This is a genomic window from Peribacillus sp. AS_2, from assembly GCF_026891895.1.
GTDB lineage: Bacteria > Bacillota > Bacilli > Bacillales > DSM-1321 > Peribacillus > Peribacillus frigoritolerans.
This window is the reverse complement of the sequence record NZ_JAPTGA010000018.1, coordinates 38,354-54,416: the sequence shown is the minus strand read 5'-3', so window position 1 is coordinate 54,416 and position 16,063 is coordinate 38,354. Positions and strand designations below refer to the sequence as shown.

Genomic DNA, 16,063 nt, shown 5'->3' with positions numbered 1-16,063 from the left:
ATTTTTGTTCTTGATACTACTTAACTGGTCTAGACAACTTTTAATAAAAACGATAAAATGAGGGCAAAATATATGAGACCACTTCATGACTCATTCATTAAGTTTTACTTTCATAAAGGAGATTATGTATGAAAACATTCATTATTAATAATCTGATGGTTCACAGCGAAAAGGAAACATACAAAAATGGGTACATTAAAGTCGTGGATGGAAAAATTGCCGAAGTTGGTCCAGCCAGCCAATACAAACAGGACGATGATGCCAAGGTGATTACTCTTTCACCGGATTATCAGGTAATTCCCGGTGCCATCGACATTCATATTCACGGAGCATCCAATTCCGATGCAATGGATGCCACACTTGACGCATTATCCACAATGGCAAAGACCCTTCCTAAAGAAGGAACCACCAGCTTTCTGGCCACTACAATGACCCAAGCCACCCAAGCCATTGAATCAGCACTTCTTAATGCTGGTAAATATATCGAAAATCAAACTCAGGAAAATGCTGAAATAGTTGGAGTACATTTAGAAGGTCCTTTCATTTCACCGGCCCGTAAAGGAGCACAGCCTGAGGATTATATCGTTGATCCTGATGTCACTCTATTTAAAAGATGGCAGGAAATGGCCGAAAATCAAATCAAGCTTGTAACGCTTGCTCCTGAACAACCGAACGGATTAGATCTTGCCGCCCACTTAAGGGGAACTGGCGTCGTCGCCTCCATCGGCCATTCAGATGCAACATATGACCAAATAGATGAAGCAATCCAGGCAGGGACTACCCACGTTACACATCTTTATAACGGAATGCGTGGACTCCATCATCGCGAACCTGGCGTTTTGGGAGCTGCTTATCTTCGAGATGAGCTATATGTTGAACTTATTGCTGACGGCATTCACTGCAGGTCGGAAATGATCAAGCTCGCATATGACCAAATTACCAGCGAACGAATGATACTGATAACGGACTCACTTCGTGCCAAATGGCTTGAAAAGGGAACCTATGATTTAGGTGGTCAGCCTGTTAATGTTGACGAAACGAAAGCAACGCTTTCAGACGGCACACTAGCCGGCAGTATATTGAAAATGAACGATGCCATCAAGAACACAATGAAATATACCGGTTGTTCCATGACTGACATTATAAAAATGACGGCGGAAAACCCTGCCAAACAACTTCGGATTTTTGACAGAAAAGGAAGCATCCAAGTCGGCAAAGACGCGGATCTTGTAATATTGAATGACCGCTTGGACGTTGAAATGACTTTCTGCAGAGGAAATTTAGCTTTTAAAAAGGAGAATGTATAATGAATATCATACAAGTGCAGGACTACACGGAAATGAGCCGGACAGCCGCAGAAATAGTGATCGGAAAAGTCAAAGGAAATCCGAATATAAAATTGGGCCTTGCAACAGGCGGCACCCCTAAAGGAATGTACGATAATTTGATTGAAGATCACGTGCGTAATCATACTTCATATGAACATGTTACGTCTTTTAACCTTGACGAATATATCGGCTTAAAACCAAATGATCCAAACAGTTACCATTTTTATATGGATGATTCCTTATTCACTCACATCAATATAAATAAAGAGCGTACTCACCTGCCTAATGGCACAGCCGATGACACGAATGGAGAATGTCAACGGTATGACGAAATGATTGATTCCGTGGGCGGGATCGATCTTCAGATACTTGGCATTGGACAAAATGGCCATATTGGTTTTAATGAACCTGGAACTTCCTTCACATCCGGTACACATGTCGTGACACTTGAAGATTCGACGCGCCAAGCGAATGCACGTTATTTCGACTCCATAGACGAAGTTCCGACACATGCCGTTACGATGGGCATTTCAACAATCATGAAAAGCAAAGAAATTCTGCTGCTGATTTCTGGTGAAGAAAAAGCCGAAACACTGAAGAAATTGATACACGGTGACATTTCAGAGGAATTTCCTGCATCTATCCTAAAAAAACATAATAGTGTTACAATTATCGCAGACCAAAAAGCGTTATCCGGAGTGATAATACCCTAAAGGAGCGAAAGTTGATGATTGATAAAAACTCACCACTTCCGATTTATTTTCAAATCGAAGAACAAATAAAAAGAAAAATAGAAAACGGTGAGTTCCAAGCGCACGATGCCCTTCCATCTGAACGTGAATATGCCGAGCAATTCGAAATTAGCCGGATGACCGTCCGCCAAGCCATAAATAATTTGGTGAATGACGGATACTTATACCGTCAGAAAGGAAGGGGAACCTTTGTCGCCGATAAGAAATTGGAGCAGCAGCTCAATGGACTGACCAGTTTTACCGAGGACATGAAGGCCAGGGGATTAAACCCAAGCAGCAAGCTGCTGAGCTTTGAAATCATTCCGGCTGATAAGAAGATTGCCAGTGAATTGCACATTTCCCTTTATGCTCCCGTTTATGAAATAAAACGCATTCGGTTGGCTGATGATGTTCCAATGGCGCTCGAGACCGTGTACATGTCTGCCAATTTAATTAAAGGATTAACGGAAGAAATCATTAACCTTTCCCTTTACCAATATGTGGAGAACTACGTCAAACTAAAGATAGACTATGCTTCACAAACGTTGGAATCATCGATTGCTTCTGAATTGGAAGTGACCCATTTAGCAATTCCAAAGCACTCACCCATATTATTCATTCAAAGGAATACGTTCTTAATAGACGGAACTCCCCTTGAATATGTTAAATCGGCTTATCGTGCGGACAGGTATAAGTTCACTATCAACATAAGCAGATAAAATGGAATATTTTCATCACTATAGTCTTTTAATTGCCAAAGGTAATCGGAGGGTGTCACATATATGAACTCATACTTTGAAGAAGTGCAGGCTTTACTCACAATTGTGGGAGAACAGGAAAAGCAATCAATTAAGGAATCTGTGAAACGTATCTCAAAAGCAGTCATGTCGGATGGGATCATCCATTTATTCGGAAGCGGACACTCCCACATTTTGACCGAAGAGGTATTCTACCGGGCTGGTGGGTTAGCCGCAATTCGTCCAATTTTCGTTGAAGATCTAATGCTTTTTAAAGGAGCTTCAAGATCATCCCAACTTGAACGCCAAAATGACCTATCAGAGAAATTCATGAATGATGAAGATATCCGTCCTGGTGATGTTTGTATTGTCATTTCGTCATCCGGCGTAAATCCCGTTCCGATAGATGTAGCCACTATCGCAAAAGAAAAAGGGGCATTCGTTATTGGACTAACATCACCGGAGTATGCAAAAAGTTGTTCTTCACGGCATAAACAGAAGCATTATCTCCACGATGTCGTTGATTTGGTCATAGACAATCATATTGCCAAAGGTGACACATTACTGAAATCAAATAATATACCTTTTGGTTCCGGATCGACCGTGGTCGGGGCCGTTCTCCTCAATATGGTTTTCACGCAAGTCATCCAAACGATTATTGAATCAGGGGAAACCCCTCCCGTATTCCTTAGCAGTAATATCGAAGGGGCAGATGAACACAATCAAAAGATCATCGCGAAATATAAAACAAGAATCCCCCAATTATGAAATGGAATACATATTTTTTTGTTTCGGTTGTTTATTTCTTACTGTAGGCAAACTCCATCGAGTTGGTCTACAGTTTTTTTGAGAGTTTGGAAGTTGAGCGTTGAATTCCACTGCAGGCGGTCCGGGGTCCGCGGAGAGCCTCCTCGGCGTTTGCGCCTGCCTGCGGTGTCTCCCCTGCACTCGTATTCCCGCAGGAGTCTCGCACCTTCCGTTCCAGTCAACAGAGTTTTAGTAATTAGACAGAACTCCATGGGTCAACAGTCTTTCTGCAACTTTTATTCAAACGCTTTTCCATCCCCTCTTAACTAAATGTTTCATTTTAACGAATGAGTGCAGGGCATGTATTTGTTGATCCCACACATTCGTTTCATGCACCAGCAGACCATAACAAATTTGTGTTGTGGACGAGAGTAACACCGATTGAGAAAGTTGGAAAACCGGAAGCTGTTGAAGATGCAGCTTACAAAACCAGTACGCCTGATTATGTGTATGATGGAACTTATGATTGTCATTCTTCCTCCACCGGGCGAGCTTTTAAATCCATTTCCCATTTTATAATCATTCAAAAAGGGTTTCGGAATTGGAGCATTCCGAAACCCTTTTGTCTACAGTCTGGAGGCATCCGAATGGAGGCCTTCTTTATTTTATATTCCCTTTTATTCCTTATTTTTTAAAAACGGCCACCAATTCGCGTTTCCAAACGTTGCAACCATCACCGGAATAAACAATGGCAAGATGACAAACGCATATAAAGCAAGCCCCACCAATATTAATGTGGCTATCTCCAAGAGCGATAAAACTCCTGCTGGCATCATGGCAGCAAAGGTTCCGCCCAGAATGACAGCCGCCGAGATGATCACCGTTCCCATTTTTCTCATGGACAGCAACATCGCTTCCTTGACCGGCTTATCTTTCCACTCGTTGAAGCGATCCATCAAGAAAATGCTATAGTCAATGCCAAGAGCAATCAAGATGACGAAGGCAAAGAAAGGAACTGCCCAGCCAATGCCGGCATAACCGAGAATATTAACAAAAATCAACTCTGTAATGGCTGCCGCTGTATAATAAGTCAAAACGAGCGACACTATCAAATAGACAGGCATGATCAAGGATCGCAGCATGAAAAAGAGAATGATTGCAATACCCGACAGCATCAAAACGACCGTCCTTGAGAAATCCTCCCCAGACATCATGCCCAAGTCATGATGTGTACTTGTGATTCCCCCTATCGCCACCTGTGCGTTTTCAAGCTTTGTATCTTTCGTTACTCTTTCAACGGTTGCCTCAATCGAATCAATTTGCTCGATTGCATCATTGGAATAAGGATTCGCCTTGAATACCACATCCATGGTCATGGTTTTACCATCTTCAGATAAATACGCGTTTAATGCTTCCCCGAATTCTTCACTTTCCACTACTTCTTTGGGAATGTACATGCCTGTTACCGTTTTATCCGTTTTTGCCAGCCTCGATAAATAACCCTGTGCGGACGATAGTCCTTCATGGACTTCATTCAGACCATCCGCACTTTCATTTAAGCCATCAGTCAAATCAGTAAGCTGCCCGCCCAGGCTTGAAAAACCATTTAGGAGTTCTTGCTGCCCATTACTTAAGCTAGTAAGGCCTCCTTTAAATCCTGACAGATTATTTATGACTTCCCCCTGACCATTAGCCATGGTGCTTAGACCCTTTTGTAAATTGTCAACGCCTGAAATCAATTGGTTCAGGCCCTCCCCAAGAGAATTTTGACCCTTTACGATTTCTTCCATATTTTCATTCGCCGTATTCAAACCGCCGGACACTGAACCAAGATTCCTATTGAGCTCTGAAAGGCCTGCTGCCATGGGCTCCAAGCCCCTCTGTGCCCCTTGCACTGTTTGCTTGATCGTTTGATAGGACTGATCAGCCTGTAATTCTGGATGAGTGGCTTCCATTTGCTCAAAAGAAGGATTTAAACCGGCAAGGCTTTGTGATACACCCGTAAGGTTAGTTTGAATTTCTTTATATTGACCTGTGAGCTCACTTAACCCATTAGCTGATTGTTTATAGCCTTCGAGAAGCTGTCCGCTTCCGGTGGCGAGCTTATCCAAGTTAGCCTTGACCTCATTCAATCCGTTTTTTATGTCCCCGGTTCCTGAGGACCCATCACGAATGCCTGCTTCAATGCTTGTTAACGCCTTCTCCACCTGACCTACGCCGCTCTTTAATTCATTGGTCCCGGATATGAGTCCCCCTATTCCGTCCGTCGCTTGCTTCAATCGCGGTCCTGAATCGGAAAGCTCACTGCCTGCCGTTTTCAATCCATCGCTGATTTGTTTAATGCCTTCATTTCCTTCCCCGATTCCCTTTTCCAAGGTTTCGGCCTGGTTCGCTACAAATAAATCCTTAATCGGTTCACCTGTCGGGCGGGTCATGGATCGAACTACATCGACTACATCCACCTTGACTACTTCCTGGCTGATTTTTTCAGCAAGTGCGACGTACTCTTCCGAATCCATGCGTTCGTCATTCTTTATGACAATCTGTGTTGGCATCGATTGTCCCGGTCCGAATTCATCGGAAATGATATTAAATGCCATGATGGAAGGAACATCATCACCCGCTTCTTCAAGGGAGTTATATGAAATCTTCCCATCATACATAAACAAAAAGGGAACACAGACGATTGCGACGATCATAAGCGCCAATAATGGGCGGTTCAAGGAGAAGTTACCGAGAACTCCCCATAGTTTACTTTCACTATGCTCAAGTTTCCCTTTTGCTGGCCAGAATAGCTTTTTGCCAAGAACCGCCATGAAAAATGGAACGATCGTATAAAGGGCGATCATTAAAATGAAGACCCCTATGGCAACGGCCGCCGCAGATTGATAGAGCTTAAAAGTAGAAAAACCAATTGCCGCAAAGCCAATCATTACGGTCAGCCCGCTGAAGAAGACAGTCTTACCGGCAGTTCGGTACGTCTCAACGATCGCTTCAGGCAAGGACTCCTGTGACGTTAGCTCTTCCTTGAAACGACTAAGCAGCAGGATGCAATAATCAGTCCCTATTCCAAATAAAATACCTACCAGGAATATTTGGGTGTAAGACGAAATCGGAAAGTCCCATTTATCCACCAGGAATGAGACGATGGATTGGGAGCATAAATAAGTGAAACCTACCGTTACCAACGGAATGACCGGTGCCACCACTGAACGGAAGACTATCAGCAATACAGCCAGAATGAAGACAACCGTGATGCCTTCAGTTTTCTTCAGCCCTTCTTGGGAATTGGCATTAAGATCTTCATCGATCATCCAGCTGCTTGTGTAATAATGCTCGACATCCACTTGCTCCAGCTCTTTATAAAGGGCATCGATCACTTCCTTAGCTTCTCGGTCCCCCTTAACCATCGTGATGGATGTCAAAACCGTTGTTTCGTTCTCCGAGACCAACTGACCTTTTAGCGAGGGCTCTTTAAAATGGGTCATGACCTCTTTGATGCCAAGCTCCGCTTTATTCTTTTCAAGGTTTTGGATCGCTACCTCGATCTCTTTCAATTCCGGGGAAGAAAGCTTCTTATCACCATGAAATACGAGAGCCACTTGTGACTCATCCTTATCCTGGATCTCTTTCATTAGCTCATTGGCCATCCCAGAGGAATACTCTGCCGGTACATCCAGCTGGCCCTTATTCCGGACAAGCTCCGCCATATTCGGTGCCGCAAACAATAAACCTGCCGTAATGGCAACCCATACGATAATGACCAGCCATCTTCCCTTTATGATCCCCCTCATTTATACTCCTCCCATTCCTCATTCTTCATTTGAATGAAAATTTGTGAAAGCTTCTCATATGTATCAAGGAATTTAACAATCTCTTCATAATCGAATTTCGTCATGATGCTCTCTACCAATTTATGAATCTTATTTTCCGTTTCCTGTAACAACGCTTCCCCCTCTTTGGAAAGCTTCAAATGGAAGACCCTTCGGTCAACCTGGTCCTGTTCCCGTTCTATCAATCCTTTGCCTTCCAGCCTGTTGATGTTGGACGTGACGGCACTCTTATTAATATAAAAGGCATCACTGATTTCCGTCGATGTACACAACCGCTGTTGTTGAATGAACCGTAAAGTATAGTATTGTTCGTTCGTCAGCACATCACAAATCTGATCTTTTATTAAAAGCTCCCCCATCTTATTGACATAGAAAGAAACCTTCATATATCGATCAATCAATCCAGAAACTTTTTCATTCGTCATCGTTGCACCTCTCAAAAAGTAGTTCAGTCATTTAACTATATGTAGAGTACTATTGTTTTATTTATCATGTCAATCCCATGATAGTTTATTATTTCCAGTTTAACTTATGGTAAATAAGGGAAAACCCAAAATAAGCAAACAATCTACCATTCTAAAGGAGGAAATATAAATGACTCAAACAACTATCGAAACTCAAACGAATAGCAAACTTTTAAAAGGGATTCTAATCGGGGGGCTTGTCGGCGGTGCATTGACCTTGCTCGACTCCAACACGAGAAATAAAGTAAAGCGATCTGCCGTCCTTTTAAAAGACAACTCCATGAATATGATTGAACAGGTCAAGGAAAATCCCGGCGAAATGAAGGAACAGATGGTATCAGGAGTCAAAGGGGCAACGGAGACGATTAAAGAGGCAATCAATGACGTTGAAACACTATATGAAACCGTCAATGAAGACGTGGTGGGTAAAGTATCCGAAGTAAAGGATATCTCCACTGATGCCCTTGGTACAGCGAAGGACGCAACAAGTGAATTAAAAGACATCAGTTCAAAAGTGGTCGTTGCCGGTAAACAGCTGAAAGAAACGCCAGCACAATCATTGAAATCCAATAATGATAAAGGTGAAAAAGAGAGTGATGAAATCGTTAAAAAATCAGGATTATCCAATCAAAAATCTATCTCATCCAACTTCTAATATATAAAAAAGCTGAGGCATAATGCCTCAGCTTTTTTTGTAGAGAAAATGGCCCGGAAAATGTGCGTTTCATCAAATGAAGTTCCCGAGCAACCAAAACAACACCTTCAACTAAATAAGGATGGTTTTATCTAAATTTAAAAACAGAGTTGATTGGAGTGAAAGGTACGAGACTCCTGCTTAGAAAAGCGCGTCTAGGGGAGACCCCGCAGGCGCAAGCCGAGGAGGCTCCACGACCGCCCGCGGAGAAAGCGAGTGCCTGAAGCGGAAATCAACATCCAAATCGTACAAGCCATAATAAAAGCTGAGGCATTTTGCCTCAGCTTCTTTGTTTCGGAATATCCTTCACTTGATACCTTAGTTAGAGTCCTCCAATTTATTCGTTATATCATGGTCTTTTTTCACTTCGGCTAACCAAACTGGATATTCCTCTTGTAATCTTTCAGAAAGAAGCGTTTCTTTAATTACTTCTTTACTGTCTTCTAAATTAGCTTTTTTTGCTTCCTTCTTACCGGTTACTTTTATGATATGGTACCCATATTCGGTTTTGACTGGATCACTGACTTTATTTATATCAAGATCAAAGGCAACATCTTCAAACTCTTCCACCATATCACCTTTTCCAAAATACCCCAGACTCCCACCGTTATCCGCCGTTTCAGTATCAGTGGAATATTCAGATGCCAACTTAGCGAAATCACCGCCTGCCGCAAGTTCTTTCGCAACCTTTTTAGCCGTTTTTTCGTCTTCGACTAAAATATGACTAGCTTCCACTTGTTCCGCTTGAGCAAATGTATCTTTATTATCTTCAAAATACGTACTGATTTCATCGTCCGTTACGGTAATTCTCGGTTCGACCAATTTTTTCGTTTGCAGGTAAACCACGATGTCCTTTTTTAAAGCATCCATTGAGGAACCGCTTGCTTCCAATTGTTCTTTTAACGACTTTTCATCACCATAGGACTCAACCATAACATCGATTTCTTTCTGGATTTCTTCATCCTTAATTTTGATTCCTGCTTTTTCCGCTTCCAATTCCACCAATTTATTCGTAATTAGCAGGTCTAAAGTATCTGCTCCGTACCCTGCAACAAGCGCGTCATACAGCTCATCCTCATTGATTTTCTTGCCATCGATACTCGCAATTGTCTTATCCATGGACGAAATCATCGCAAATGCCATGATCCCGGCAATGATTAAAATGCTCCCTGCCCATATATATGCCTTCGTGCTTTTTAATAGTTTCATGAATAGTCTCCCTTAAGTTTTCTATTATGATAGCTTGTAAATATTAATTAATCCTTAAGACTTTAACTTAACCTTCCATATGTATGAACTCTATCATTATACTAACATACTTATATCTCTGCAGATATTTTAGAGCGTTTCATTCTGTTATGGATTTACATTAAATTTTGGATGATTATAACCAAAAACGGTATTATACCGTTATATCAACTCTTGATATATAGGTAACAGAGTGTAATTCGGCTTTCACTCGTAAGTTTCGAGCAAACGAAAAAGCATGGTGTACGGAGGGAATGCCTACACCATGCTTTATTTATTTTGTTATTTACGATGCATCTTGAATTCAAGGAAGAGTTCATTGTAACGGGCCAAGTTTTTCTTCCCAAGGTTTTCGTACACTTCCAGTTTCTTCGTCAGTTCAGGTGATGGATAGAAACGTTCATCCTTAACCACTTCTTCAGGCATATATTTAAGTGCTTCTTTATTAGGTGTCGAGTAACTTACATATTCAGCATTTTGAGCTGCAACTTTCGGGTCCAGCATGAAGTTGATGAACTGGTGGGCCGCATCGACATTTTTCGTTGTTTTCGGGATGACCATATTATCAAACCATAAATTGGACCCCTCTTTTGGAACAACGTATTCGAGATCTTCATTTTCAGCCATGATTTCAGAAGCAACTCCCGACCAAACAAGGCCAATCGCCGCCTCCTGGGCTTCCAATAGCATGCGGCTTTCATCTCCCACTATCGCTTTAATATTCGGGGTGAGGGCATCAAGTTTGGTTTTTGCCTCTTGAAGGTGTTCTTCATCTGTATCATTCAATGAATAATTCAAAGAGTTCAGACCCATGCCCATCACTTCTCTAGCGCCATCCGTCAAAAGGATTTCATTTTTTAAATCTTTATCCCATAAATCCGCCCAGGCCGTTATTTCTTTGCCACCGAGCATCTTGGAGTTGTAAACAATTCCAACCGTTCCCCAGAAGTACGGGACGGAATATTTATTCTCCGGATCGAATGGCAGATCGATGAATCGCTCATCGATATTTTTCAAATTCGGAAGCTTGGAATGATCCAAGGGAACCAGTAAGTCTTCTTGCCTCATCTTATCGATCATATACTCAGACGGAATGGCAATATCATAAGTGGTACCGCCCTGTTCAATTTTAGTCATCATGGCCTCATTCGAATCGAACGTCTCATAAATGACCTTTATACCTGTTTCTTCTTCAAAACGTTCGATTAGATCCGTATCGATGTAATCGCCCCAATTATAGATGGTAAGCGTATTGCTACTCGTAAATCCCTGCGCTGAATTCAATCTTGAAATCGCATATAGCAGCAAAGCGGATACGAGGGAAATGAGCAAAAACATTTGCAGAAGCCTTTTCATCGTTTCCCCCCCATTCCCGTTTGCCTAACACGTTGAGTTATAAAGTAATAGACGACAACCAATAGCAGTGTCACGACGAACAGCAATGTCGATAGTGCATTGATATTCAATGAAATTCCACGGCGGGCCAATGAATAGATTTCCACGGAAAGAGTGGAGAAACCATTACCGGTCACAAAGAACGTTACCGCAAAATCATCAAGTGAATAAGTCAATGCCATAAAAAAACCAGCAAAGATACCTGGCAAGATGTATGGAAGGATGACTTTCGTCAATACATCCCACCGGCTGGCCCCTAAATCCCGGGCGGCATCAATTAAAGTAGGGCTCATTTCCTGAAGTTTCGGAAGGACCAGCAGCACAACGATTGGGATACTGAAGGCGATATGTGACAACAGTACCGAGTAGAATCCAAGCTTGATCCCGGCCATTGTGAATAAAATCAGGAAGGAAGCACCGATGATAACATCGGGACTGACAATCAATACATTATTCAATGACAATACCGTATTCTTAGCTTTACTGCTCGTAAAGGAGCGAATTCCAATTGCCCCTATCACTCCGATGATCGTTGCGATCAGTGCAGATAATAAAGCTATCACAAGTGTATTCAATACAATGATCAACAGCCTCGTATCTTGGAACAGCTCCTTGTACCACTCCATCGTGAACCCTTTAAAGTCATACATCGTTCCACCGCTGTTAAAAGAGTAAAAGACTAAAAAGAAAATCGGTGCATAGAGAATGAGAAAAATCAAAACGAGAAACGCTTTTGATATTGGTGATAATTTATTGCCCAATTTACACACCCTGCTTTCGGTTACCCGTTACAAACATAATCAGGAACATTATAATAATCAAAAATACCGCGATCGTGGAACCCATTCCCCAATCCTGTGTTACAAGGAAATGCTGCTCGATAGCCGTACCAAGCGTAATGACTCGGTTACCGGCAATCAATCTTGTAAGCATGAACAATGAAAGTGCCGGGATGAAGACTACTTGGCATCCCGTCTTTACCCCATCTAACGTCAATGGAAAAATGACACGGCGGAATGTCATCCATCGGGACGCTCCCAAATCATTGGCCGCATCCAAAAGGGTTGGATTCATTTCATCAAGCGCATTGAATATCGGTAAAATCATAAACGGGATGAAAATATAAACCGAAACGAATATGAAGCTGAAATCCGTAAAGAGAATCTGCTGCTTTCCGATTCCTACCGCCTCCAGAAATCCATTCGCCACACCATACGTGCCAAAAATTCCAATGAAGGCATAAGCTTTCAAAAGTAAATTGATCCAGGAAGGCACGATAATCAGCAAAAGCCACAACTGCTTATGCTTGGTTTTCGTTAACAAATAGGCTGTCGGGTAAGCGACTAAAAGGGATATTCCCGTAATCAGGAATGCATACCAAAATGAGCTCAATGTCATTTTTAAATATACTGGCGTAAAGAACTTTTGATAGTTAACCAATGATAAATTGCCTTCAATGTCAAAGAAGGAATAGTAAAGGATTAACAAAATGGGTGCGATCACGAATAAAGCAATCCATAAGACATAGGGTATGAAGTAAATATTACGGGATATTTTATTCTTCATGACTTTCCCCATCATGATACGCTTCCAGACGCTTATCGAATTCTTCTTCAGTTTCACCCAATCGCATGACATGGATCGATTCCGGTTCGAAATAAAGACCTATTTCATCTCCGACTGCCACTTTTTTCGTTGATTGGACAAGCCATTCATTTCCATCATGGTCATAACAGCTGATTTCATAATGAACACCGCGAAATAGCTGGGAGTCCACCCGAACTCGCAGTTTTCCGCGATCGACGGAAGTAATCTCTAAATCTTCCGGGCGGATGACAATATCGACAGCTTCATTACTGTTCAATCCTTGGTCAACACATTCGAACTGTCTGCCGACGAATTCCACGAGGTAATCTTCAATCATTTTTCCTTTTACAATATTGGACTCACCGATGAAATCGGCAACGAATCGATTCAGCGGTTCATCATAAATATCAGTAGGGGTCCCGCTTTGCTGGATTTTCCCTTTGTTAAGGACAAAAATCTCATCTGACATCGCTAATGCTTCCTCTTGGTCATGAGTGACGAAGATAAACGTGATTCCCAGCCTCTGTTGCAGCTCCCGCAATTCATATTGCATTTCTGTACGCAATTTCAAATCGAGGGCAGATAGCGGTTCATCCAGGAGAATGACTTCAGGTTCATTAACAATAGCCCTCGCAATCGCTACCCGTTGCCGCTGACCGCCGGACATTTCCCTAATCTCCCGTTTTTCATACCCTTCCAAATTAACAAAGCTGAGGGCTTCCTTCACCTTGATTTCCACTTCCGAATTCTTCATTTTTTTGATCCGAAGACCAAAAGCTACATTTTCAAACACATTTAAATGCGGAAACAGTGCATAATCTTGAAATACCGTATTCACTTGCCTTTTATTGGCTGGCACATCATTGATCTTTTTCCCTTCAAAATAAATATCACCTTTGGAAGCTTCCGTAAATCCGGCAATCAAACGAAGGATCGTGGTCTTCCCACACCCGGAAGGACCCAATAGCGTATAGAACTTCCCTCTCTCGATTTCAAAACTAACATTATCGAGAACCACCGTTTCATCATCAAATTGCTTCGTAACTTGATCGAAGCGTATTATATTCCCATTTGCCATAGCTTCTTCCCTCTCTCCATTCCCTTACTCATCAATCTTCAACGATTGCATTTTTTTTGAATTCTATAAGTATGATTCCGTCACCACGAGTAATAACTCGGACGGACCTTCAAAATCATTGATGATTTGATGTTCATCTGAAGCATGAAAATAAATCGATTCCCCTGCCTTGACGAAATACGTATGTGTACCCAGCTTTACAATGACTCTTCCGCTTAATACATAACCGAATGTTTCCGACAAGGATGGTTCAAATTGTTTGAACTCCCCTTTTTCCTGGAGAGTCAGGCGAATAGGTTCCATTTCCTTTTCATTCGATTCAGGCACGAGCCACTGAATTTGGTATCCCCGTTCTTCATCGATGAAAAATGTTTGTGCTTCTTCTTCATACACTACTTTTTGGACTTGATCCTCATCATCGAAGAACTGTTTCGGCTTGCAGCCGAGTACTTCTAATATATTGAAAAGAGTTTCAATTGAAGGGGAACTAAGATCCCTTTCTAACTGTGAGATATACCCTTTGCTTAAATCCGTTCTTTCGCCCAATTCTTCCTGGGTCAATCCTTTTTTCAAGCGAAGGTTCTTTATTTTTTTTCCAATTTGCATTCCATAACCCTCAATCGGTTTACTTATAGTAAACACAAAGTAGATAAAGTTTTATATAAGTAAACTTTCAGTTTAATTTTACGAATATCATTATACAGGAAATGCCGGAAACTTCAAACGGAATTTCCGGCATTCATTAAAAAAAGGACTGCCGCCTGGCAGTCCCCCTTTTACAACTTCAGAAATATCTCCTCCGCTTTCTTTTCCCCATCAGCAATACAATCCGGGATTCCGACTCCATTGTATGAACAGCCCGCAAGTAAAACATTCGGATAATTCTCGGAGATTTTCGCCTCCAGTGATTGAACGATTTGAGGATGTTTAATATGGTAGTTCGGCATATTTTCATGCCATTTCGTCACTTCACTCGTAATTGGATTCCCAGAAATGCTTAGACTGTTCATAATGTCTTGTAAAGCCACAGAGATCAATTCCTGTTTTGTAAGGGACTGTAATCGTTCATAGTCCGGACTAGAGCTTTTATAAAAAAGCCTTACCAAAAGCTGACTGTTTTCAGAAGTATGCTCCCATTTCCGGCTTGTCCAGGTGCATGCATTACAGATCAAATCACTATTATCGCCTGCAATGAAACCTGTCCCGTCTTTAGGAAGCATGCTGTCCGGGATATCGAATCCAAGATAAACGCTAATCATCGAACTATTGATCAAGCCGTTGAAATCCTCATCCAACTCCCGATCCCCCAATAATTTCTGGGCAATTGTATGCGGTGTACTCAATACGATAAAGTCCGTTTCAAGCGTTTCACCGTTTGCCAATGTAATGATGTACGCCTCATCATTTCTTCCGATTTTATCTACACTGACCCCTTTTAATATCTCGACCATATCGAGGCTTTCCTCTATTCTTTCTACCAATGTTGATAAGCCATTTTTAAACGAAAGGAACTTCTTATTTCCCTTGCTTTTATATTTCTGCTTATTTTCCGATAGACCTCGTATTATACTGCCATATTCATTTTTATAATCCAGCATCTCTGGCAGTGTTTTGGCAATGGTCAATTCATTTAATTTTCCTGAGTAAACACCTGATAGGACAGGCGATATCTGCTTTTGCACCAATTCCGTGCCTAAGAAACTTTCAAGAAATAACCCGATGGAGTCATTCTTCGTAAATGTCTCATTTTTTGTGTAGAAATCCTTTAAGGCGTCGACCTTACCTTGGGCGGAAACCAGATCACTTTTGGCCAGTGACTCCAGGCTCATTGGTATTCCGAATAGGGCATCTTCGGGGATTCCCTTCAGCATCCCATCTGTATGAATGAATGATTTTCCCGTCGCATTATAGACGACTTGGTCCTCCAGGTTCAATTCTTTAAGAAATGGCTGTATATTCTGTTTCCTGGCGACGATCGAATCGGCACCCGCTTCAATTTTAAAAGGACCATCGTGCACAGTCCTTATTTTACCGCCTAGTTCCTCATTTCCTTCTATTAATATTAATCGTACGGAGAGACCCCTCGCTTTAACTGTCTTTTGTAAATAATACATGGTTGATAAACCGGTAATGCCTCCACCTACGACTACGACTGTTTTCATTAGGACTACACCTCGATTAAGATTTTACAATAAGTAAAGTGTACCATAAGGCAGCGGCA

The 16,063-nt window shown here is 41.8% G+C and carries 14 protein-coding genes; 5 read left to right on the top strand and 9 right to left on the bottom strand.

Annotated elements, in window-relative coordinates; translation table 11 throughout:
* The first annotated feature begins 128 nt into the window (after window positions 1–128).
* The 4 genes from nagA (at window position 129) to OTG27_RS23390 (ending at window position 3,564) form a co-directional block, all read left to right on the top strand.
* Window positions 129–1,307, top strand: a complete 1,179-nt coding sequence (nagA, locus tag OTG27_RS23405; protein ID WP_268938288.1) for an N-acetylglucosamine-6-phosphate deacetylase — start codon at window positions 129–131, stop codon at window positions 1,305–1,307.
* Window positions 1,307–2,041, top strand: a complete 735-nt coding sequence (gene nagB, locus OTG27_RS23400) for a glucosamine-6-phosphate deaminase (protein WP_034304857.1) — start codon at window positions 1,307–1,309, stop codon at window positions 2,039–2,041. Before nagA ends, nagB begins: the two co-directional genes overlap by 1 nt.
* Window positions 2,042–2,055: 14 nt before the next feature.
* Complete coding sequence (locus OTG27_RS23395; RefSeq protein ID WP_034304859.1) at window positions 2,056–2,778, top strand: GntR family transcriptional regulator; 723 nt, start codon at window positions 2,056–2,058, stop codon at window positions 2,776–2,778.
* A 63-nt stretch (window positions 2,779–2,841) separates the two neighbouring features.
* Complete coding sequence (locus tag OTG27_RS23390; protein WP_063574513.1) at window positions 2,842–3,564, top strand: SIS domain-containing protein; 723 nt, start codon at window positions 2,842–2,844, stop codon at window positions 3,562–3,564.
* A gap of 656 nt (window positions 3,565–4,220) precedes the next feature.
* Here OTG27_RS23390 and OTG27_RS23385 read toward each other — a convergent pair.
* A complete protein-coding gene (locus tag OTG27_RS23385) occupies window positions 4,221–7,337 on the bottom strand; it encodes an MMPL family transporter (RefSeq protein WP_268938287.1) in 3,117 nt (1,038 codons plus the stop codon).
* Complete coding sequence (locus OTG27_RS23380) at window positions 7,334–7,801, bottom strand: MarR family winged helix-turn-helix transcriptional regulator (RefSeq protein ID WP_057276336.1); 468 nt, start codon at window positions 7,799–7,801, stop codon at window positions 7,334–7,336. Before OTG27_RS23380 ends, OTG27_RS23385 begins: the two co-directional genes overlap by 4 nt.
* A 169-nt stretch (window positions 7,802–7,970) precedes the next feature.
* On the opposite strand from OTG27_RS23380, the gene OTG27_RS23375 reads away from it, so the two are divergent.
* Window positions 7,971–8,495: a hypothetical protein gene (locus tag OTG27_RS23375; RefSeq protein ID WP_063574515.1), complete on the top strand. Its 525-nt coding sequence runs from the start codon at window positions 7,971–7,973 to the stop codon at window positions 8,493–8,495.
* Between the two features lie 357 nt (window positions 8,496–8,852).
* Here the strand turns inward: OTG27_RS23375 and OTG27_RS23370 are convergent, their stop codons facing one another.
* From OTG27_RS23370 to OTG27_RS23340, 7 genes are all read right to left on the bottom strand, one after another.
* Entirely contained in the window at window positions 8,853–9,743 is an 891-nt protein-coding gene (locus OTG27_RS23370; RefSeq protein ID WP_268938286.1) for a peptidylprolyl isomerase, read from the bottom strand.
* 321 nt (window positions 9,744–10,064) lie between these two features.
* The gene (locus OTG27_RS23365) at window positions 10,065–11,138 is read right to left on the bottom strand and encodes an ABC transporter substrate-binding protein (RefSeq protein WP_057276338.1); all 1,074 of its coding nucleotides are present in this window, start codon (window positions 11,136–11,138) and stop codon (window positions 10,065–10,067) included.
* The gene (locus OTG27_RS23360) at window positions 11,135–11,938 is read right to left on the bottom strand and encodes an ABC transporter permease (protein WP_034304873.1); all 804 of its coding nucleotides are present in this window, start codon (window positions 11,936–11,938) and stop codon (window positions 11,135–11,137) included. Before OTG27_RS23360 ends, OTG27_RS23365 begins: the two co-directional genes overlap by 4 nt.
* Window position 11,939: 1 nt before the next feature.
* Window positions 11,940–12,743: an ABC transporter permease gene (locus OTG27_RS23355; RefSeq protein WP_268938285.1), complete on the bottom strand. Its 804-nt coding sequence runs from the start codon at window positions 12,741–12,743 to the stop codon at window positions 11,940–11,942.
* Window positions 12,733–13,842, bottom strand: a complete 1,110-nt coding sequence (locus tag OTG27_RS23350) for an ABC transporter ATP-binding protein (RefSeq protein ID WP_063574518.1) — start codon at window positions 13,840–13,842, stop codon at window positions 12,733–12,735. The genes OTG27_RS23355 and OTG27_RS23350 overlap by 11 nt, the downstream gene beginning before the upstream one ends.
* A gap of 63 nt (window positions 13,843–13,905) precedes the next feature.
* Complete coding sequence (locus OTG27_RS23345) at window positions 13,906–14,448, bottom strand: helix-turn-helix domain-containing protein (RefSeq protein WP_034304877.1); 543 nt, start codon at window positions 14,446–14,448, stop codon at window positions 13,906–13,908.
* Window positions 14,449–14,618: 170 nt separating this feature from the next.
* Window positions 14,619–16,004 carry a protoporphyrinogen oxidase gene (locus OTG27_RS23340; protein WP_268938284.1) on the bottom strand — a complete coding sequence of 462 codons (1,386 nt, stop codon included), beginning with the start codon at window positions 16,002–16,004 and terminating at the stop codon, window positions 14,619–14,621.
* Between the last annotated feature and the right edge of the window lie 59 nt (window positions 16,005–16,063).